The 19,646-nt window shown below is 59.9% G+C and carries 19 protein-coding genes; 7 read left to right on the forward strand and 12 right to left on the reverse strand.

Annotated elements, in window-relative coordinates; genetic code table 11:
* Position 1: 1 nt before the first annotated feature.
* The 5 genes from IT895_RS16175 to speB form a co-directional block, all read right to left on the reverse strand.
* Positions 2–736 carry an MBL fold metallo-hydrolase gene (locus tag IT895_RS16175; RefSeq protein WP_085919979.1) on the reverse strand — a complete coding sequence of 245 codons (735 nt, stop codon included), beginning with the start codon at positions 734–736 and terminating at the stop codon, positions 2–4.
* Positions 733–2,043, reverse strand: coding sequence for a purine-cytosine permease family protein (locus tag IT895_RS16180; RefSeq protein ID WP_199284047.1), 1,311 nt, complete (start codon positions 2,041–2,043; stop codon positions 733–735). The genes IT895_RS16175 and IT895_RS16180 overlap by 4 nt, the downstream gene beginning before the upstream one ends.
* Positions 2,033–3,691 (reverse strand): 5-guanidino-2-oxopentanoate decarboxylase, encoded by a 1,659-nt coding sequence (locus IT895_RS16185; RefSeq protein WP_085919981.1) that lies wholly within the window; start codon positions 3,689–3,691, stop codon positions 2,033–2,035. Before IT895_RS16185 ends, IT895_RS16180 begins: the two co-directional genes overlap by 11 nt.
* A 10-nt stretch (positions 3,692–3,701) precedes the next feature.
* Positions 3,702–5,078, reverse strand: coding sequence for a YjiH family protein (locus IT895_RS16190; RefSeq protein WP_199284048.1), 1,377 nt, complete (start codon positions 5,076–5,078; stop codon positions 3,702–3,704).
* A gap of 132 nt (positions 5,079–5,210) precedes the next feature.
* Entirely contained in the window at positions 5,211–6,161 is a 951-nt protein-coding gene (gene speB / locus IT895_RS16195) for an agmatinase (RefSeq protein WP_085919983.1), read from the reverse strand.
* A gap of 204 nt (positions 6,162–6,365) precedes the next feature.
* Here speB and IT895_RS16200 point away from each other — a divergent pair, with 204 nt between their 5' ends.
* From IT895_RS16200 to recQ, 6 genes are all read left to right on the forward strand, one after another.
* Complete coding sequence (locus tag IT895_RS16200) at positions 6,366–7,784, forward strand: sigma-54 interaction domain-containing protein (protein WP_199284049.1); 1,419 nt, start codon at positions 6,366–6,368, stop codon at positions 7,782–7,784.
* A 112-nt stretch (positions 7,785–7,896) separates the two neighbouring features.
* On the forward strand, positions 7,897–9,054 hold the full coding sequence (locus tag IT895_RS16205) for an ABC transporter ATP-binding protein (protein WP_199284050.1): 1,158 nt from the start codon (positions 7,897–7,899) through the stop codon (positions 9,052–9,054).
* Positions 9,055–9,064: 10 nt separating this feature from the next.
* The gene (locus IT895_RS16210; RefSeq protein WP_199284051.1) at positions 9,065–10,348 is read left to right on the forward strand and encodes an ABC transporter substrate-binding protein; all 1,284 of its coding nucleotides are present in this window, start codon (positions 9,065–9,067) and stop codon (positions 10,346–10,348) included.
* A gap of 77 nt (positions 10,349–10,425) precedes the next feature.
* Entirely contained in the window at positions 10,426–11,310 is an 885-nt protein-coding gene (locus IT895_RS16215) for a carbohydrate ABC transporter permease (RefSeq protein WP_085920478.1), read from the forward strand.
* Positions 11,307–12,149 (forward strand): carbohydrate ABC transporter permease, encoded by an 843-nt coding sequence (locus tag IT895_RS16220; RefSeq protein ID WP_199284052.1) that lies wholly within the window; start codon positions 11,307–11,309, stop codon positions 12,147–12,149. The genes IT895_RS16215 and IT895_RS16220 overlap by 4 nt, the downstream gene beginning before the upstream one ends.
* A 64-nt stretch (positions 12,150–12,213) precedes the next feature.
* Entirely contained in the window at positions 12,214–14,040 is a 1,827-nt protein-coding gene (recQ, locus tag IT895_RS16225) for a DNA helicase RecQ (protein WP_199284053.1), read from the forward strand.
* 38 nt (positions 14,041–14,078) lie between these two features.
* On the opposite strand, the gene IT895_RS16230 is transcribed toward recQ, so the two are convergent.
* Complete coding sequence (locus IT895_RS16230; protein WP_199284054.1) at positions 14,079–15,326, reverse strand: GGDEF domain-containing protein; 1,248 nt, start codon at positions 15,324–15,326, stop codon at positions 14,079–14,081.
* A gap of 211 nt (positions 15,327–15,537) precedes the next feature.
* On the opposite strand from IT895_RS16230, the gene IT895_RS16235 reads away from it, so the two are divergent.
* A complete protein-coding gene (locus tag IT895_RS16235; protein ID WP_085918971.1) occupies positions 15,538–15,822 on the forward strand; it encodes a YrhK family protein in 285 nt (94 codons plus the stop codon).
* A gap of 17 nt (positions 15,823–15,839) precedes the next feature.
* On the opposite strand, the gene IT895_RS16240 is transcribed toward IT895_RS16235, so the two are convergent.
* From IT895_RS16240 to IT895_RS16265, 6 genes are all read right to left on the reverse strand, one after another.
* Positions 15,840–16,106, reverse strand: coding sequence for a DksA/TraR family C4-type zinc finger protein (locus IT895_RS16240; protein ID WP_085918970.1), 267 nt, complete (start codon positions 16,104–16,106; stop codon positions 15,840–15,842).
* A 43-nt stretch (positions 16,107–16,149) separates the two neighbouring features.
* Positions 16,150–16,707, reverse strand: a complete 558-nt coding sequence (locus IT895_RS16245; RefSeq protein WP_199284055.1) for a YgjV family protein — start codon at positions 16,705–16,707, stop codon at positions 16,150–16,152.
* A gap of 117 nt (positions 16,708–16,824) precedes the next feature.
* A complete protein-coding gene (locus tag IT895_RS16250) occupies positions 16,825–16,998 on the reverse strand; it encodes a DUF1289 domain-containing protein (protein ID WP_085918968.1) in 174 nt (57 codons plus the stop codon).
* Positions 16,998–17,363 carry a hypothetical protein gene (locus IT895_RS16255; RefSeq protein ID WP_199284056.1) on the reverse strand — a complete coding sequence of 122 codons (366 nt, stop codon included), beginning with the start codon at positions 17,361–17,363 and terminating at the stop codon, positions 16,998–17,000. Before IT895_RS16255 ends, IT895_RS16250 begins: the two co-directional genes overlap by 1 nt.
* A gap of 106 nt (positions 17,364–17,469) precedes the next feature.
* On the reverse strand, positions 17,470–18,639 hold the full coding sequence (locus IT895_RS16260; RefSeq protein WP_199284057.1) for an MFS transporter: 1,170 nt from the start codon (positions 18,637–18,639) through the stop codon (positions 17,470–17,472).
* Positions 18,630–19,634 (reverse strand): GlxA family transcriptional regulator, encoded by a 1,005-nt coding sequence (locus IT895_RS16265; protein WP_199284058.1) that lies wholly within the window; start codon positions 19,632–19,634, stop codon positions 18,630–18,632. The genes IT895_RS16260 and IT895_RS16265 overlap by 10 nt, the downstream gene beginning before the upstream one ends.
* Positions 19,635–19,646: the final 12 nt, after the last annotated feature.

Below are 19,646 nucleotides of genomic sequence, written 5' to 3' on the forward strand. Positions count from 1 at the left end.
TTTAAAGGTCGTGTTGGCGTAGCCAATCATCGATAAGTTGCTTGAGATGCTGGCCGCTAAAACTGGGGAAGTGTCCGCCATGCACCGTGCGCACCGGCAGCTCTCTAAGCCGTCGCATACTGGCGGCATAGTCGGTGAGGTCGCTGTGCCACAGGTCTTCAATCAACGGACCATCGTAAATCAGGTCGCCCGAGATCAAGGTTTGCGTCGCGGATTCCCATAGCGCAATACCGCCGGGAGAATGCCCCGGGGTATGAATCACTTCCCACTGTCGATTGCCTAAATCCAACACCTCACCATCCTCTAATGGGCACACCATTTGCGGCGCGGTAATGCGGTAGCGTTCGTGGGAATAGGGCGCTGGCGGCAACGCTTCGAACATGTCGTCGCTGAGAAACTGCGCTGCCAGGGTGCGTGTATTATCCGGCGAATTCAGAATGTCTGCCTCAGCCCGATGCACATGGCAGCAATCAAATTCATGGGCCGCACCAATATGGTCAAAGTGGGTATGGCTGGCCACTGCCAAGATGTCACGCTGGCTAAGCAGCGCAACGTGTTGGCGCAGCGGTATGGCACCCAGGCCAAAATCCACCACCATGCCGCGCTCGCTGCCCTGGACATGCCAGATATTGCAGCGATAAAACGGCTTGATCCACGGCTCGTCGATCAAGGTAATACCGTCCGCCTTGGCGGCGGTACGGTACCACTGGTGTTCGTCAATACGCGTCAAGTTCATGCTGTCGCTCGCCTGGTGATGGCTACTTTGCTGACAACGTAATAGAGCCCGCCGGTAATCACAAACACGGGCAGCGAAGCACCAAAGTCCAGCGGTGCCACCCAGTTCCAGTAATACGCCAAAAGCGCCCCTACCGCATAGCTGCCCAACGCCAGCCAGTTAAATGCAGGCAGGCTATCGGCCTGTTGAATCAGTTGCGCCGAGGTGTAGCGCTGGCGACCCAGCAGGAAGTAATCGACGATCATCAGCGAAAAGGCGGGAATAAAGACGCTGCCAATAATCAGTAGAAACGTCTGGAACTGATCGAGAATACCGGGGATCAGTGCACCGATCACGGACACGACGCCAATGATCAACGCTGGCTTCCAGAACGGCACCTTGGGGCGCACGCTCATGAATGAAAGCGTCGCGCTGTAGACACACATGACGTTCGTCGTCAGTACTGAAAAGAAAATCACCAGCGCCGCCGGCAGCCCAAACCCGAAACCGCTCAGCAGGGCGGTGGGATCGTAGGTCTGCTCCATGCCTTCGGCGATGGATAGCGCCGAGACCGTGGCGCCCAGCCCCATGGCAATCAAGGTGGCCGTCACATAGCCGCCCCAGGTACCGACGACCGCTGCCTTCAACGTACGGCAGTGGCGATTATAGTCCGCCGCGAGCGGTATCCAGGAAAAAGCAGTGGCCACGACGATATCGAAGATCACGCCGCCGCCCAGCACGCCTTCCGGCTCCAGTTGGGTAATGCTTGGCAGGTCGTAATGGCGATTGAGCGCAAACAGCACCACCGCCGATAGCCCCACCATTAAAAGCGCTGCGATTTTCTCGACCTTTTCGATACCCAAGTGTCCGCGAAGGGCGATCAGCACCACCAGGGATTCGCACAACACCGTAAACAGCGCCACATTGGAATAGCCCGTCAGGCTCTCCACCGCGTAGTCGAGGCTCATGCCTGCCAAGAGCGCCTGGATCCAGCTCCACGCAATCAGCGCCAGCAGGTTCACCCAGGCAGGAAAGTTGGCGCCTTTTCTACCGAAGGTACCCCGCGCCAGCACCATGGTCGTCATCCCGGTTCGCTGGCCCATGACCCCGATCAACACCAGCGGGATAATGCCGATCGCCGAGCCTACCGCGATCAGCATCATGGCATGCTGAAAAGTGAGATCCGGCACCAAGAACATACCGGTCAATATGGTGGTAACAACGACGTTGGCGCCCAACCACAGCGCGAAGGTTCCAGGCAGACCGAGACTGTGTTCCACGTCGTCTGCCGACAGCGTATCCTGGCCTAATACATGATTATTCTTCATTGTTGTCTCCTGTTTCGATCAGGTTTGTTTGCCATGCGGCGGCGTTTATCTCGATCAGTAACGGCCCGTTCGCTTCGTGGTTGGTGAGCGCTTTAGCCAACTCGGCGGGGCTTTCTACGAGCACCCCCGGGCAACCAAAGCCTTCGGCCAGAGTGAGAAAGTTCGGCGCCTGAAGGTCCACGCCCAGGCGGGCAACGCCGTTGGCATCCATATAGCGGCGAATCTCTTCGTAACCGGCGTTGTGCCACAGCACGATCACCACCGGCAGACGCTCCTCTACCGCTGTTGCTATCTCAGCGAGGGTAAACATCACCCCACCATCGCCTACCAAGGCCACCACCGGTAGATCAGGGCGACCCAACTGAGCGCCCAGCGCCGCCGGCAGCCCATAGCCCAAGGTGCCGTAGCCCGTTGAGGCGTTGAAATAACGCCTCGGCGCTGGCTGGCTAACCAGGTGATTGCCGGCATACACCGGCGCGGTGGAATCACCCACCAATATCGCCCCAGGCAGATGCTCGGCCAGGGTGTCGTAGAGCGGGACAAAGTCGCTGAAGGCAGGATCGTTTTCTAGATTCAGCGCGCTCAAGGCGTTAGCCGTTCGCTCAATGCCATTACGCTGCATTGCGTCTGGGAAATGCGCCAACAGACGTTCAAGACTGCGTCCGGCGTCCCCCACCAGCCCCAATGTCGTTCGCTGATTGCGCACCAGTTGCTCAGGGTCGAGATCGATCCGGATCAGCGCACCATTAAGATGAAAGCCACCATCAAACACCACGTCATAATCGGTCTCACCAAGCTCGGTACCCACCGCCAGAATCACATCGGCATTGACCGCCAGTTCACGTACCGCGGGTAGCGCGGCGTTAGCCCCCAGATCCAGCGGATGGTCACGGCCCAGCAGGCCTTTGGCATTGATGGTCGTGACCGTGGGCGCATCCAGCTGTTCTACCAGTGCTCGCGCCGCCTCTGGCGCTGCCACGCAGCCACCGCCCAACAGTACCAAGGGTTGCTTCGCTGCATGCAACAAACGGGCGGCTTCGGCAAGCCCTTCCGGGTCGGGAGCAGCACGATAGAGCGTAGGTGCCTGCCAACTGGCCGGTTCATTTACCGGCGCATTAAACAGGTCGATGGGGATTTCGATATGCACCGGGCCAGGGCGTGCGCCATTAAAGACCGCAAAGGCACGGGCCAGCACCTCGGGCAGCGTGTTGGCGTCCAGCAGCGTATGGCTGAATCGCGCCACACCACTGATCATCTGCTGCTGGCTAGGCAGCTCGTGGAGCCGCCCCTGGCCCAAACCCAGCGTATCGCGGCGATTGACGCTGGAGATCACCAGCATGGGAATGGAGTCCGCCAGGGCCTGGCCCATGGCGGTGGCCATATTGGTCATTCCTGGCCCGGTGATAATCAGGCAAACGCCCGGCTTGCCGCTGGCCCGGGCATAGCCGTCGGCCATAAACCCCGCACCCTGCTCATGGCGCGGAGTGACATGCTGCACATCGCTGCCTTCCAGCCCGCGATAAAGCTCCACGGTATGCACGCCGGGAATGCCGAACAGTGTGCTGACACCGTAGGTATCGCGCAGCAAATGAACCAGCAGCTCGGCACAGCTCATGGTGGATTGATTGCTCGTTACGCTAGTGTTCATTGCAGGCCCCTTAGAAGAAAAACGTATGGGCTATAAAGGCAATGATCGGCAGCGTGATGGCGGTCCGCAGCAGGAAGATCGCCACCAGTTCCCAGAGCTTGATCGGGATCTTCGACTTGAGCAGCAGCGCGCCGATTTCCGACATGTAAATCAACTGAGTGAGCGACAGGCAGGCAATCACAAAGCGGGTCAGCTCGCTTTCGATATTGGTCGCCAGTACCGCCGGCAGAAACATGTCGGCAAAGCCCACCAGCGTCGCGGGCGCTGCCGCTTCTGCCTCGGGAATTCGCAGCAGCTCCAGCACCGGGACCATGGGATAGGAAAGCCAGGTAAACAGCGGGGTAAATTCGGCGAGAATCAGCGCTACCGTGCCAATGGCAAACACCAGCGGCAGCAGTGCGAGGAAAATATCCATGACGTTCAGCAGCGCCAGCTTTGCCAGTTCCCTTGGCCCCGGCGCACCGGCGGCGCGACGCGTGGCTTGCAGCAAGCTGTAACGCAACAGACCTATTTTAGCGGTGGGTTTTTCGCTGATCTGGCACCCTACCGGCTCATAGTAGTCATTGGCTTTGCGCGACAGTGGCGGCAAACGCGGCACGATCACCGCGGCGATCAACCCCGCCACGACCACCGTGAAATAAAACTGCACAAACAGGTGGTTAATATCCACAAAGCTGGTCACGAGCAGCGCAAAGGCAATCGAGACCACCGAAAAGTTGGAGGCAATCACCGAGGCTTCGCGGCCGTTATAGTAGCCCTGCTCATACTGTTGCGTGGTAATCAGTACGCCGACGGTACCCGACCCCATCCACGACGCGGTGGCATCGATAGCACTGCGGCCCGGCAGGTTGAAAATCACCCGAAACGGCTTGCGCACCAGGCTGCCGATAAACTCCATGAAGCCGAACTCGACCAGAAACGGCAGCAGCAGCGCAGCAAAGAAGAAGGTCAGTAGCACCGGCGCCAGATCGTTAAGCATCACGCCACCGGTAAACGATGCGGTGACGAATTCGGGGCCTACCTGAAAAAACGTCATCAAGGCAAACAGCGCGCCCAGGATGCGCATACCCAGCCATACAGGCCCGACGTGAAACATTTCGTTCAGCACGCCCGATTTCGCCCAGGAAGGGTTCACCAGTTTGGCGTACAGCGTGGCGACGACCGAGAAGCACAATACCACCGTGGCGATAGCAGGCAGCGCCGCTCCCAGCAGGGTTTGCAACCCATCGGCCATCAGGCCCATGCCGATGTTAATGGTGTCGCCTACCTGAAAGGGCACCAAGAACAACAGCACCCCAATCAGGGAGGGAATTAAGAATTTAATGAGATGGCGCCGCTGGATCGGTTCATCGGCGCTTGGCTCGTCTAACTGCACATGCGAGGACATGGGTTCACCTGTATTGAAGGTTTATTGGAGGTGAGCTGGCGATTTCTGAAGCGGCGGACAACACCGCTTCTTAACTTGCATCGTTATCGTCTACGCCTTGTTAAGTCGGCGCTTTTTATCGCAATTATCGAATTAACTGCCGGTCTTCACGCCCGGCAGTACGCAGAGCATTTCATACAGCAGCGTGGCCCCCATTAATGCCGTGTTGCCGCTTGTGTCATAGGGGGGAGAGACTTCCACCAGATCACCGCCGACAATGTTCAAGCCTGACGCGCCCCGGACGATCTCGAGCCCCTGGGAAGACGTCAGGCCGCCCATTTCCACCGTGCCGGTGCCAGGGGCAACCGACGGATCCAGGGAGTCGATATCAAAGCTGATGTATACCGGGATATCGCCCATCTGTTCGCGCACTTCCTTCATCAACGGCGCCAGCGAGCGGTACCAGCACTCTTCGGCGGGCACAACGCGGAAGCCCTGCTCACGACACCAGTCGAAATCTTCCGCGGCGTATCCCGTCCCCCGCAGGCCTATCTGCACGACCTTGTTGGCGGCCAGCAGCCCCTCTTCCTGGGCACGGCGAAACGGCGTGCCATGGGCAATCGGCTCGCCAAACATGTGCTCATTCACATCGGCGTGGGCATCGACGTGGATCAGCCCCACCGGGCCATGTTTCTTGGCAATGGAGCGCAGTATCGGCAGTGTCAGCGTATGTTCGCCGCCAAGGGTCAGCGGAATGCAGTCATGCTTGAGCACCTCGTCGTAAAACGCGGTAATGATGTCGACGCTTTTCGGCAGGTGAAAGGTATTGATGGGTACGTCGCCGATGTCTGCCACCTGCAGGCTTTCAAAGGGGGCCGCGCGGGTCGCCATGTTGTAGGGGCGCAGCATGCGCGACTCATCGCGGATCTGGCGCGGCCCAAGGCGTGTGCCCGGGCGGTTTGACGTGCCAATATCCATGGGAATGCCGATAAAGGCGGCGTCCAACCCCTGAGCCGTCTCCTGCGTGGGCAGGCGCATCATGGTCGCGGGGCCGGCAAAGCGTGGCATGCTGTTGCCGCCCATCGGCTGATTAAAGTCCGACATACTCATCTCCAGCTTGTTATTGATTGAGCCATATCCGGCCTGACTACTGTTGAATACTGCAGGTACCGTGCCAACTTCCATTTCGCGCACAGACCGCCATTGGGCGTCGTTAAAAAGCTCTTTTGATGCAAAAATGCATTGAAAATAGGGCCAATTGATTCAAGAATGCATTATCGATTCAGAAACGCATCAAAGGAGCGCCCGGTGAGCGACATCGATAGCTGCGTCCTGCAAACCATCGTGGAAACAGCCAACGACCATTTCTTCATCGTTGGTGGCGACGGCCGCGTGCTGGATATCAGCCCGGGCGCTGAAGCGGTTTACGGGTTATCACGGGAGGAACTGCTTGCCAGCAGCGTTCAACAGCTACAGGCCGCGGGGGTGCTTAAGCCGTCGATTACGCTTGAAGTAATGCGTACGCGTCGGCCTGCGCAGCTTATGCAGGTCACCGGGACAGGCCGACGAGTCATTGCCGAAGCCTACCCCGTCTTTGTGGAGGGCAAACTTGAGCGCGTCATCAGCCGCTCGCGGGACTTGACCGACCTGCAGTTGCTGCAAGATGAATACGCTCTGCTGCAAAAACGCTTCAGCGAACACCTGAAGCGCAGCCATGCCGCCCCCGATGCCGAAGAGCAGGCGCTGGATGACGCCCTGGATGACCTCCAGGTCAGAAGCAATGTCATGCGCGAAATTGCCCTGCTGCTCAAGCGCGTGGCCCCCTCCGATGCCAACGTGCTCATGCTGGGCGAGTCCGGCGTGGGGAAAACCGCCTTCGCCAAGCAATTACACCGCTGGAGCCAACGCTGTAACGGCCCTTTTATCGACGTCAACTGTTCCGCCATCCCCGAGAACCTTTTCGAGTCAGAAATGTTCGGCTACCAGCCCGGTGCCTTTAGTGGGGCGGCCAGGCAGGGCAAAGCGGGACTATTGGAGCAGGCCGAAGGTGGCACGCTATTTCTGGATGAGATCGGCGAGCTGCCGCTTTTGATGCAGACCAAACTGCTCAAGGTGATTCAGGATGGCAGCCTGACCCGCCTGGGCGATACACGACCGCGTCGGGTCGATTTCCGCCTGGTGGTCGCCACCAATCAGGACCTGGCCAAGCAGGTCGAAGCCGGGCACTTCAGGCTGGATCTCTACTACCGCCTTAACGTGATTCCCGTCACCCTGCCGCCGCTTCGCGACCGCCGCGAGGATATTCCCGACCTTGTCGACGCCTGCCTGAACCGGCTGAACCAGCGCTACGGTCGGCAAAAAATCCTGGGTAATCAGGTATGGTCGACGCTGATGGGCAGCGAGTGGCCGGGCAACGTCCGCGAACTGGAAAACTGGCTGGAGAGGGCCTGGCTTTCCAGCCCCACCGATCAAATCGAAACGCCTGCCGTTCACCCTCACGCTGAACAACCCGCCACGAATGCGCCAAGCGCCTCGCCCCCCTCCAACACATTACCCATCGCTCCCCACGAGACCCTCAAACAGTATCTGGCAAGGTTAGAGCGACAAACCTTTGAAGAACTAAGCGCCACGCTACCCAGCACCTACGCCATCGCCGAGCGGCTGGGCATCAGCCAGTCAAGCGTCGTACGCCGACTGCAGCGTTACGGTATTACGGTCTCCAAGTAAATATTTCGCTTGACACAGCTAACGTAACCATCCATCCATGTAAGTGTCATGCAAGTGCAACACCTTCAACACAAGCTGGATCAATAACAACCAACAGCCGGTGATGAGTGTTATGGACCAATCGCGTATCCGCCTGGAACGCGTTACCAAACGTTGGGACGCGATACCCGCTGTCGATCGTATTTCCTTCGACGTCACCCCGGGTCAATTCGTCATTTTGCTGGGGCCGTCGGGCTGCGGTAAATCGACCACATTGCGCATGATTGCTGGCCTTGAAGAGGCCAGCGACGGGCGTATTCATATCGGTGATCGCGACGTTACCCGGTTGCCGCCTGGGGATCGTGGGCTGAGCATGGTGTTTCAGTCCTACGCACTATTCCCGCACCTGAGCGTAGCTGACAACATCGTGTTTGGTCTGCGCAGCCGCAAGGTACCCAAGGCCGAGCAGCGCGAGCGGCTGGCCAAGGTCGCCGAACTCGTTGACCTCACCGACTACCTGAACCGCAAACCGGCCCAGCTTTCCGGTGGCCAGCGCCAGCGCGTGGCGCTGGCGCGCTCGGTGATCTCCGAACATCCGATCTGCCTGATGGACGAGCCGCTTTCCAACCTTGACGCCCGGCTGCGCAGCGATATGCGTCGGGAAATCAAGGCATTGCAAAGCCGCCTTAACATGACAGTGATCTACGTCACCCACGATCAGGTCGAAGCCATGAGCATGGGGGATCGTGTGATTCTGATGCAGCACGGCAAGATCGTGCAGGATGGCACTCCTGACGAGCTGTACAACCGCCCGGCCAGTGCCTTTGCCGCCAGCTTTATCGGCAGCCCGGCCATGAACCTGCTGCCGCTTGTGCCAGGCGAACAGGGTGCCGTGATTGAAAGCGAACCCGACACAACGGTAGCCCCGCTGGAAGCCGCCAACGGGCAATTGGGCATCCGCCCGGAAGATATCGAGCTACGCCCTGCATCAGCTTCCGGGGTACCGGCAAAGGTGCTGAGCGACGAATATCTGGGCGCCGACACCATCGCCCACCTGGCGGTCGGCGACCATACCCTGCGGATCCGACTGCGCGGCCGCCACGCGATTACCGGCCAGCACTGCCGGATCGGCTGGCCTGCGTCCGCCGCGCACCTCTTCGCCGAGGACGGCCTGCGTCGTGACGATCTTGCCGCTTACTCACTCATGCCCACCGTATCCCCGGAAAGCGAATTACCCACTGGTTCACCGCAAGATGAATTGCGCCACTCCCAGCTCCAATCCCAACGTTGAGGTGTCTCCCATGCGTGCCCGTCTCCCCTTTGCTCTTTCTGCCCTCACCGCTGGCCTGCTCAGCGCCGGTCAGGTCGCCGCCAACGACCCGGTCGAATTGACCATGTACTACCCGGTCGCCGTCGGCGGTGCGCTGACCGATGTGGTCGACGACCTGGTCAACGAATTTGAAAGCGAGCATCCCGATATCGACGTGGAAGCCATCTACGCAGGCAACTACGACGACACCCGAGTACGCGCCATGTCGGCGATGGAAGCGGGAGATACGCCGCAGCTGTCGGTCATGTTCTCCATCGACCTCTACGAACTGCTGGAACAAGATGCCATCGTGGCCTTCGACGATCTGGTCGAAAGCGACGAAGAACGCGAGTGGCTCGATAGTTTCTACCCCGGGCTGATGGAAAACGGCCAGTTGGATGGCAAAACTTATGGCATTCCCTTCCAGCGCTCCACCATCGTGCTGTTCTGGAACAAAGACGCCTTTGAAGCCGCCGGCCTCGACCCCGAAACGCCCCCCGAGAACTGGGAACAAATGGTCGAAATGGCCGCCACCGTGCGCGAGGCCTCCGACGGCGAGCAATGGGGCGTGATGGTACCGTCCACCGGCTACCCCTACTGGATGTTCCAGGCCTTCGCCTTCCAGAACGGCCACCGGCTGATGAGCGAAGACGGTACCGAGGTCTATTTCGATGACCCTGCCGCCATTGAAGCGCTTGAATACTGGGTATCGCTGGCCAATGAGCACGGTGCCATGCCTGACGACACCATCGAATGGGGCACGCTGCGCCAGAATTTTATCGAGGAATCCACCGCGATGATGTGGCACACCACGGGCAACCTGAGTGCTGTGCGTAGCGAAGCAGACTTCGATTTTGGCGTGGCCATGCTGCCGATGAAAACCCAGCGCGGTAGCCCCACCGGCGGCGGCAACTTCTACATTTTTGAAGATACGACGGAAGAAGAACAGCAGGCAGCAATGACGTTTATCCGCTGGATGACCGCCCCTGAACGTGCCGCAGCCTGGTCTATCGAGACCGGCTACATGGGCGTCAGCCCTGCTGCCTACGAAACCGAAGCCCTGCGAGACTACGTCGCCAACTTCCCGCCTGCGGCGGTCGCCCGGGATCAGTTGGAACACAGCACGGCGGAGCTTTCCACCTACCAGGGTGGCCGTGTGCGCCGCGCTCTGGACAATGCCGTTCAAGCCGCGTTGACCGGTCAGATGACGCCTGAAGACGCCCTCTCTCAGGCACAGCAAGAGGCCGAAGGTGTGCTACGCCGCTACGCCCGCTAAGGCGCGTCAAAAAAACATAACGCTTTCATATTCGCCGGGGTGCGCCCCGGCTTTTTCCGGACTCGCGGTGTTCAATCATGACACTAACCGCCCACGCTAAAATGCAACTTTACGGCGCGCTGCTGTTGCTGCCTGCCGCCGTACTGCTGGCTGCTTTCGCCTATCTGCCCACGATCATGACCGTCATCAACAGCCTTTTTCTTCCCGGCTTTCGTGGCGAGCCCGCGGCGTTTGTCGGGGTCGAGAACTATCAGGTGCTGTTTGACGACCCGACCTTCTGGCAGGTGGCGCGTAATAACCTGCTCTATGCGCTGGGCACCATTCCCACCTCCATTGCCCTGGCGCTGGGCATGGCGCTGTTTGTCAACGGCAAGCTGTCGGGGCGCGGCTTTGTGCGTATGGCCTATTTCACGCCGACCATCCTGCCGATGATCGCCGCCGCCAATATCTGGATGTTTTTCTATGCACCGCAGATCGGCCTGTTCAATAGCCTGCTGGAAACATTGGGATTTTCCGGCGTGAATTGGCTGGGCGATCCAAGCGTGGCCCTCGGCTCGGTGATCGTCATGTCGGTGTGGAAGGAAGCCGGTTTCTTCATGATTTTCTACCTGGCCGCGCTACAGAGTATTCCACCGGAACTCAAGGAAGCCGCTGACCTTGAAGGGACCGGCCGCTGGAGCTTCTTCTGGCGGGTTACCTTTCCGCTACTGATGCCCACCACACTCTTTGTATTGATCAATGCGCTGATCAACGCGGTACGCGTGGTGGATCACCTGTTTATCCTGACCAAGGGTGGGCCCAACAACGCCACCAACCTGCTGCTTTATTACGTCTACGAAAATGCCTTCTCGTTCTTCGACCGCACCACGGCGGCGACCATTACGGTAGTGATTCTTCTGGTGCTCGCCGTGGTCGCAACGCTGAAGTTCACGATCCTTGATCGCAGGACGCACTACCAATGAACACCACAACGACCACTGCGCCCCGCTCTCGTTATGTCTCCATTCCGTCGCTTGAAACGGTGGCCGCATGGCTGCTGGCGGTTATCTGGGTCTTTCCGCTGCTGTATGCGTTCTGGGCCGCCTTTCATCCCAGCGAATTCATGGTGAATTTTGAAATATTCGCCCCGCTGACGCTGGAAAACTTCACCGATGCCTGGTCACAGGCGCCCTTTGCCCGCTACTACCTGAACACCTTTGCACTGGTGACCGGCGTGGTATTCGCCCAGTTTGTGGTCTGTACCCTGGCGGCATTCGCGTTTGCCCGTTTTCCGGTGCCCGGCAAGAACGTCCTGTTCATGCTGGTGCTGATTCAGCTGTTCGTGTTTCCCGAAGTACTGATCGTCGAGAACTACCGTATCGCCAGCGGGCTGGGCTTGATCGACACCATCACCGGGATCGGCCTGCCCTACGTGGCCAGTGCTTTCGGGATTTTCCTGTTGCGTCAGACGTTCAAGACCATCCCCCGGGAGTTGGAGGACGCTGCGCGCATCGAAGGCTGCAACTGGCTGGAAATTTTGTGGAAGGTCTATGTACCGCTGGCCAAGCCCACCTACCTGGCTTACGGCCTGGTCTCGATCAGCCACCACTGGAACAATTTCCTGTGGCCACTCGTCGTCACCAACTCGGTAGAGAGCCGTCCGTTAACCGTCGGGCTGGGCGTCTTTTCGGCACCGGAAACCGGCGTTAACTGGGCGACGGTGAGTGCCGCCACCCTGTTGAGTATCGCCCCCCTACTGGTCGCCTTCCTGCTCTTCCAGCGCCAGTTCGTGCAGTCGTTTTTACGGGCGGGGATTCGCTAGGCAGACGCCCCTCGGGTTTTTCGTGCGACAATTCTCTCTCAGGCACGAGACAAGGAGAGCATTGATGCACGGCGACCCTCACCCGGCAGCCCTCAAGGTACTGCAGGAGGTATTTGGCTACGACAGCTTTCGCGGCCCGCAGCAGGCGATCATTGAGCATGTAATCGCCGGTGGCGATGCGCTGGTGCTGATGCCCACCGGCGGAGGCAAGTCGCTGTGCTATCAGATCCCGGCGCTACTCCGCGAAGGCACCGCCATTGTGGTTTCGCCGCTGATCGCGTTGATGCAGGATCAGGTAGCGGCACTTCAACAGAACGGGGTCAGGGCGGCTTACCTTAACTCCAGCCTCGATTATCACGAGGCGGTCGAGGTTGAGAACCGCCTGCGAGCGGGGGAACTGGATCTTTTGTATGTCGCGCCCGAGCGGCTGGCCACGCCGCGTATGCAGATGCTACTGGAGCAGACCCGGATTGCGCTGTTCGCCATTGATGAGGCCCACTGTGTCTCCCAGTGGGGCCACGATTTCCGCCCCGAGTATCGCCAGCTTTCCCAGCTTCATCAGCGTTTCCCCCACGTGCCGCGCATCGCCCTCACCGCCACCGCCGATGTGCCCACCCGGGGCGATATCATGGAGCATCTGCAGCTTCAGGAAGCGGCGCTTTACAACAGCGGCTTTGACCGGCCCAACATTCGCTACCATATCGCCGAGAATCAGGGTAACGCCAAGGAGCAGTTGCTGCGCTTTATTCGTGAGCACCACGACGGCGAGGCGGGTATCGTCTACTGCCTTTCCCGGCGCAAGGTGGAGGAAACCGCCGCCTGGCTGGAGCGCCAGGGGCTGACGGCACTGCCCTACCATGCGGGGCTTCCCCCCGAGCAGCGCCAGTACCACCAGACCCGCTTTCTGCGCGAAGAGGGTGTGGTCGTCGTGGCCACCATCGCCTTTGGCATGGGCATCGACAAGCCGGACGTGCGCTTCGTCGCCCACCTCAACCTTCCCAAGAGCATCGAAGCCTACTACCAGGAGACCGGCCGGGCCGGGCGCGACGGCCTGGCCGCCGATGCCTGGATGGCCTACGGGCTTCAGGACGTGATCACGCTGCGCCAGATGCAGCAGGACTCCAGCGCCGCCGACCATCAAAAGCGCATCGAACAGCAGAAGCTCGATGCCATGCTGGGGCTTTGCGAGATCATAAGTTGCCGCCGCCAGGCGCTGTTGCACTATTTTGGCGATCATCTGGACGCCCCCTGCGGCAATTGCGACAACTGCCTGACGCCGCCCGAGACATGGGAGGCCACCGTGGCGGCGCAAAAGGCGCTCTCCTGTGTCTACCGCACCGAACAGCGCTTCGGCGTGACCTACCTCGTGGATGTACTGCTAGGCAAAAGTAACGAGCGTATCACCCGCTTTGGCCACGACCGCCTCAGCACCTTCGGCATTGGTAAAGACCTCGCGGCCAGCGAATGGAGAGCGCTCTTTCGCCAACTGATTGCCAGCGGCTTTTTGAGCGTGGATATGGAGGGGCACGGCGGCATCAAGCTCACTGCCAATGCCAAGCCGGTGCTGCGCGGCGAGCAGACCCTCACCCTGCGCAAACCAAGCAAAGCCAAGGCAACTCGACGGGGAAGCAAAAGCACCTCTGTGCCGCAGGGCCACGGCCCGCTGTGGGAAGCCCTGCGTCAGCACCGCCGGGAACTGGCTGAAGCCCAGGGCGTACCTGCCTATGTGATTTTCCACGACGCCACCCTGGCCGAGATGGTCGAGCAGACCCCTCAGAGCCTGGCGGCACTGGGCGCCATCTCCGGCATCGGCGCGCGCAAGCTGACGGACTACGGCGAGGGCTTTCTGAACGTTATCCAGACGCATCAGGAAACCGAGCAAAGCAGCTGAACCCGCGTGTCCTCAGGCCATGGCATTGCTGATAGGCGCTACCGTGCTGATCTAAATAAGTCACCAGCAGCGTCATCGGCGTTTGGTAAATCAACCGGGTTAGCCACCCAGATACGATTACGGCCCCGGCGCTTGGCCTGATAAAGGGCCTGATCGGCGTGGGAGAGTATATCGTCAGCGGTCATGTTTGCCTCTGGGGGCAGCACCGCCACGCCCACGCTGACCGTGACAACCGCCTGAGGCGAGACCCCGGCATTGGCTATCTGCAGGGCTTCGACGCCGCGACGGATACGCTCGGCCGCGGGCTCGGCAGCTTCCGGCGACGCTTCCGCCATGAGCACAACGAATTCCTCACCGCCAAACCGCACTACCAGATCGGCGCTGCGGCTATTCAGCTGCATAGCCCTGGCCACCTGACGCAAACAGTCATCACCCTGAAGGTGCCCATAACGGTCGTTGTAGGCCTTGAAGTGGTCGATATCGATCACCATGAGCCCTAGCCAGGCGTTTTTATCGACGGCCTCACGCCAGCGCGTCGCAAATTCCATATCGAGTTGGCGACGGTTGGCCAGGTTCGTCAGCGGATCGGTCAGCGACAGTTGGGAGAGCATTTCATTGTTTTTCAGGTAATGACCTGCGCGCAGCTTTTCCCGCAACACATGCAGATAGGCAAGCCGTTCGCTGCGCTCGAGACGATAGTTGGCCACCAGCGTGAAGGCCCCATTGGCCAGAAGGGTAAAGATGGCCAGTCGCTTGATTTCCAGCGGCATTGGGGCGTAGTTAACCACAAACGCCACGATAATCAGAACGCTGAGCACTGAGGACGCCAGCGCATAGCCGAAACGCAACGAATAGACGATATTACCCACCACCAGAATGAGCCCGAAGGAGAACACATCCAGGTAGGAGTAGCGCGCGGTGGACGAGACAAGAATCATGCAGGAGATTAGCGTGGCACAGATCACCGTGCTGGCCATCAGAAATTCGCGAGTTCGAGGCGAAACCCCGCGATATACCCACCAGAGGATAGTCAGCCCGACGGGCAGCATTACCCCCGCCCGAAACGCCACCGCGGTGGTAAACGCATCGGGACGAAAACTGAAGTCGTTGATCAGGAAGAGATTATAGATAAACGCCGCTATCAGCCCTGCCACCACCATGTTTCGGCTGCGCTGACGCTGCGTATCGGCCTCGAAATGCGCTTCTACATGGTCGGCAAAGCGTAGTCGCCAGGAACCTCGTCCAAGCTCGTCTTCGACGTCTTTGAGCAACACGTCATTGACCATGCCTCACCCCTATGACCCAACCAGCTCACCTTTCGCATCAATGCCGCGTTAGTGGGCACAGTACTTTACTTTGAAGACGGTTATGCAAAGCCACGATAGCATCAAGTTATAATGGATACGCCGACGCTGATTAAACGCGTGTGACACTTTTGTATGAGGCGCTCATCAGCCTCTCGGCGAAAGCATCCGCTATTGATTAAGGAGAAAAGGCATGCAGCGCGAACAGGACCCCAAGACACGCGACTGGACGTTCACACTCGGACACAGGGAATTGGTGGTGCACCAACGCTATGAAGCGCTGAGCATTCTGAATGATTTCATGTTGGGGATCTGGTTCACCATCGGCAGCGTCTGCTTTTTCTACGAAGGCAGCCTCAGAACACTGGGCGTCTGGCTGTTCGTGATCGGCAGCGTGCAGCTGCTGTTACGCCCGGCGATTCGCCTGCATCGCTATATCTACTTCAAGCAACTGCCGGACACCAATCACGATGCCTAGCCGACAAGGAAGACCGCTCAGCGCAGCTGGCTATCCTTGCTGCCTCGACGGTTATAGCCGCTGACGCTTGCCTGCTTCTTGTCCACGGCCGCCTGGCAGTCAACGCACAGCCGAACGCCAGGAATGGCCTTGCGGCGGGGCTCGGGGATCGGCTCGCCACATTCTTCGCAGGTGTCCAGGCTTTCGCCCCGGGGCAATTGGCTGCGGGCTCGCTGCACCGCGTCTTCCAGGGTGCTTTCTATCTGCGCTTGTTCAGCGCCGTCTTTTGCCCATCCACCGGCCATGGCCGCGCTCCTCGCTAGGTTAAAACCTCTTTCAGCATAGCAGCTAGGACGGGTCGTGTTGCTCGACGCCCTCGAACACCTCGGGATATTTGCGCTTGGCACGCGCCAGCCGAATGATGGTAATGATATTGGTGACCACGATCAGGGCTTCGGCAAGCGTGCCGCCAATCGTGCCGATCAGCAGGTTGTTGAGCATCCATGCCAGGGCCGCCAGCCCCAGGAAGACGCGCATGGCGATGCCGCGCAGCAGGAACATGCCCAGCGTGCCCAGCACCATGGCCGTTAGGGGCAAGACGTCGATCCAGCTCTGCCAGGTAAGCCATGCCGCGATACCGCTGACCGCCAGTACTCCCGTCATGACCGGCTTGCTGCCCAGAAAGCGCCGAGCCAGCACGATGCGTACGATCACCAGCACCGTCAGCGCAGCGGCGGTCCAGCTCCCGAAGAACACAAACTGCAGCGCAAAGGCCACGTTGGCCGAGATCAGCAGCACCAGCAGGCGGTCATCGTGCTTGCTTGAAAATGCCACCAGGCAAATCACCAGGGCGACCAGGCCAAAGAACTGACCAGCCAGGGCGCTGTGGCTGAATGTTTCAAGCATAACGACAGGGCTCCTAGGTCGGCTTTGCCCCAGGCTACCACGTCGTTACCGTCACTGCCTCTGGCCAGTGGCGGCCATTGGTAACAGCTTGAGCGGTGACCAACCCAAGCCTAAACGCTATTTGTTGAGTTTTTTGCGCCGCTGTTCGGCCCGCTTGATGGCGGATAGTTTTTCGGGCCGCTTCATCGACTTCCAGTGGCGGATCTCTTCAATACTGCGCCCACAGCCAGTGCACATGCCTCCTTTCAACTGGCAAGCCGAGATGCAGGGACTGTCGATTTTCTTGGCCATCAGTGCCTCGCGGCACGGGAGCGCAACCGGCGCTGCCAGTCGCCACCGTGAGTATGCTGGCACGACTGCTCACTATCGAAATCGATATGCTGGCTAACGCTGTCGATTGCCACGCCCGCATCAACCAGGGCATTGGCCGTAAGGTCATGAAGGCGCTGCTTGTCGCCTCCTTTCAGCGCTGAAGCCAGGTGTGCATCAGTATCAAATACCCAGATAACGACAAGGCTTGCGGGGAAGTTCTGATAGTCAACGCAGTGGGTCAGCCAGACAAACCCAACCACCTCCGCTTTGGCCTGTTCGCAGGCATCGGTCAGCGCAGCAATTAGCCGGCGCTCCAGTTTGCCGCGTTCCCGTTTGGCAATCATGAGTGTTCCTGCTCGTTCGTGTGTGTAGAGAAGTAATCCGAACCGCTGGCCGACTGCCGGGAGACACCCGGCAACGCCTGCATCCTCGTGCCAAGCGCCTTGACGATCACCGCGTGGCATTTGCCAACCGGGCTCGGTACTGCCACACCAGCACCATCACGGGCACCAGCGCGACAGGTATCAACAGCAGGTTGAGCATTGCCCAGCCCAGGCTGCTGACCAATGGCCCCGCCATCAGAGCCGTGGTAGCGGCGGTGCCAAACACCAGAAACTCGTTGGCGGCCTGAGTACGGGCTTTATCCACCGGCCGGTAGCTTTCGGTGAGCAGCCCGGTGGCGGGCAGGAACGTAAAGTTCCACCCCAGGCCCAGCAGCATCAGCGCCACGTTGAAACCGGCGAGACTGATACCCAACTGAGCGACCAGTGCGCTTGCCACCAATAGCAGGCAGCCTACCACGATGATCTGTTTGGCACCGAAGCGAGTGGCCAAGTGACCCGTAAAGAACGAAGGCAAGAACATGGCCACCACGTGCCACTGAATGGTCATCGAGACGTGGTTGAAGTCGTGCCCCGCTCCCGCCATGGCGAGCGGCGTTGCGGTCATGGCCAGATTCATCACGCCGTAACCGACCATCGCCGCGCTCACCGCCACAATAAACCCGGGCTGGCAGACTATCCTGCCCATCGGCAAGGCGGTGCCTTCACCGTGGGTGCGCGAAGCGGGCGGTAATTGCGTCAGGATCAGCACCACCAACGCCAGGGCGTAGATGGCAGCCAGACCGGCAAAGCTGCCCAGAAACGGCACCTCACCCAGTTCCCGGCTGACTCTTGCCAGCCACGGCCCGGCAAACGCGGCCAGGACACCGCCGCCCATCACCAAGCCAATCGCCCGATCACGCAGGTGCACAGGCGCCGCCTCCACGGCGGCAAAGCGATACAGCTGACCAAAGCCAATGCCGATGCCGATCAACCAGGTCGCCAGCAAGAACAGCCCAAAACGTTCGCTCATCAACGCCTGAACGGCCACCAGCGCGCCCACCAATCCCACTATGTTGCCCAGCATGAACCCGCGCTTGCGGCCCAGCCTGGCCATGATCAGCGAGGCGGGAATGGTGGCGCACATCAATCCCAGCCACTGGGTGGCAACCGGTGCAGTGGACAATGACGCGCTGGGCGCCAGAGAGGCCCCGATCAACGGCGAAACGGCAATCAGCAGGACATTACCAGTGACCAGCAGCGCCTGGCAGAGCGATAACAGAGTGACGGTTAAAGGCATGAGTGATGCTCCAGGGTGGAATCCGCATGGGAAGACGCAAAGCGTTGGCGATAGACGGAGGGGGAGACCCCGTAGTAGCGCTGGAACTGTCGGCGCAGTTGCTCGGCACCGCCCAGCCGCCAGCGCGCTGCTAACCGCTCCAACGCGACGGGCTGATGCGTGTCGAGTAAGGCAAGGCGAGCCTGTTCGAGCCGCAACTGCGTCAGATAAGCGCCCGGTGTGGTGTTCAGATACCGCCTGAACAACCGAGACAGATGGCGCGGCGTAACGGCCATGAAAGCCGCCATTTGATCCACGGCATGTTCGCCAGCGGGGTCGGCATGCAAGTGGTCAAGCAGGCGGCGCAGCGGGCCCGCGGATTGCTGGCCGCGCAGTATCTCGCTGAACTGGGATTGCCCGCCAGGGCGATGCAAGAACACCACCAGCTCGCGGGCCACGCGCCCGGCCAGCTCGGCGCCGTGATCGGCTTCCAACAACGAGAGTGCCAGATCGATCCCCGCCGTCACGCCCGCGCTGGTATAACGGCCACCGCTTTCAACGTAGAGTGCGTCCGGCGCTACCTTGAGTGACGGGTAGGCACTGGCCAGCGCGTCGGCGTATCGCCAATGGGTGGTCACGCGCAGGCCGTCCAGAAGCCCAGCCGCCGCCAGCAAAAAAGCGCCACTGCAGATAGATCCCAGGCGGCGTACCTGCGGGGCGAGCGCGCGCAGCGTCGCCAGCATCTCGGGCATCTCACATTGACGGGCCACGCCGCTGCCGCCCGCCACCAGCAGGGTATCCAGCGGCGCTAGCGACGCCAACTGGTCGAGGGAATGACTTGCATCAAGCGCCAAACCGCCATTGGTCATCAGCTTGCCGGGCACACTGGCCGCAAGGGTTAGCTGATAGAGCGGACGTTGGCTCAGTTCATTGGCAGTGGCAAATACCTGCCAGGGGCCGCTCACATCCAGCAGTTGGCAGTCGGGATAGGCGAGTAGCGCAATATGGCGGGACACGGTGGTTCTCCC

The organism is Halomonas sp. A40-4 (assembly GCF_015767635.1).
Lineage (GTDB): Bacteria > Pseudomonadota > Gammaproteobacteria > Pseudomonadales > Halomonadaceae > Vreelandella > Vreelandella janggokensis.

Bases quoted from the DNA above. Each gene is read 5' to 3' on its own strand.
- IT895_RS16175 (WP_085919979.1), bottom strand. From the start codon at position 736: ATGAACTTGACGCGTATTGACGAACACCAGTGGTACCGTACCGCCGCC.
- IT895_RS16180 (WP_199284047.1), bottom strand. From the start codon at position 2,043: ATGAAGAATAATCATGTATTAGGCCAGGATACGCTGTCGGCAGACGAC.
- IT895_RS16185 (WP_085919981.1), bottom strand. From the start codon at position 3,691: ATGAACACTAGCGTAACGAGCAATCAATCCACCATGAGCTGTGCCGAG.
- IT895_RS16190 (WP_199284048.1), bottom strand. From the start codon at position 5,078: ATGTCCTCGCATGTGCAGTTAGACGAGCCAAGCGCCGATGAACCGATC.
- speB (WP_085919983.1), bottom strand. From the start codon at position 6,161: ATGTCGGACTTTAATCAGCCGATGGGCGGCAACAGCATGCCACGCTTT.
- IT895_RS16205 (WP_199284050.1), top strand. From the start codon at position 7,897: ATGGACCAATCGCGTATCCGCCTGGAACGCGTTACCAAACGTTGGGAC.
- IT895_RS16210 (WP_199284051.1), top strand. From the start codon at position 9,065: ATGCGTGCCCGTCTCCCCTTTGCTCTTTCTGCCCTCACCGCTGGCCTG.
- IT895_RS16215 (WP_085920478.1), top strand. From the start codon at position 10,426: ATGACACTAACCGCCCACGCTAAAATGCAACTTTACGGCGCGCTGCTG.
- IT895_RS16220 (WP_199284052.1), top strand. From the start codon at position 11,307: ATGAACACCACAACGACCACTGCGCCCCGCTCTCGTTATGTCTCCATT.
- recQ (WP_199284053.1), top strand. From the start codon at position 12,214: ATGCACGGCGACCCTCACCCGGCAGCCCTCAAGGTACTGCAGGAGGTA.
- IT895_RS16230 (WP_199284054.1), bottom strand. From the start codon at position 15,326: ATGGTCAATGACGTGTTGCTCAAAGACGTCGAAGACGAGCTTGGACGA.
- IT895_RS16235 (WP_085918971.1), top strand. From the start codon at position 15,538: ATGCAGCGCGAACAGGACCCCAAGACACGCGACTGGACGTTCACACTC.
- IT895_RS16240 (WP_085918970.1), bottom strand. From the start codon at position 16,106: ATGGCCGGTGGATGGGCAAAAGACGGCGCTGAACAAGCGCAGATAGAA.
- IT895_RS16245 (WP_199284055.1), bottom strand. From the start codon at position 16,707: ATGCTTGAAACATTCAGCCACAGCGCCCTGGCTGGTCAGTTCTTTGGC.
- IT895_RS16250 (WP_085918968.1), bottom strand. From the start codon at position 16,998: ATGGCCAAGAAAATCGACAGTCCCTGCATCTCGGCTTGCCAGTTGAAA.
- IT895_RS16255 (WP_199284056.1), bottom strand. From the start codon at position 17,363: ATGATTGCCAAACGGGAACGCGGCAAACTGGAGCGCCGGCTAATTGCT.
- IT895_RS16260 (WP_199284057.1), bottom strand. From the start codon at position 18,639: ATGCCTTTAACCGTCACTCTGTTATCGCTCTGCCAGGCGCTGCTGGTC.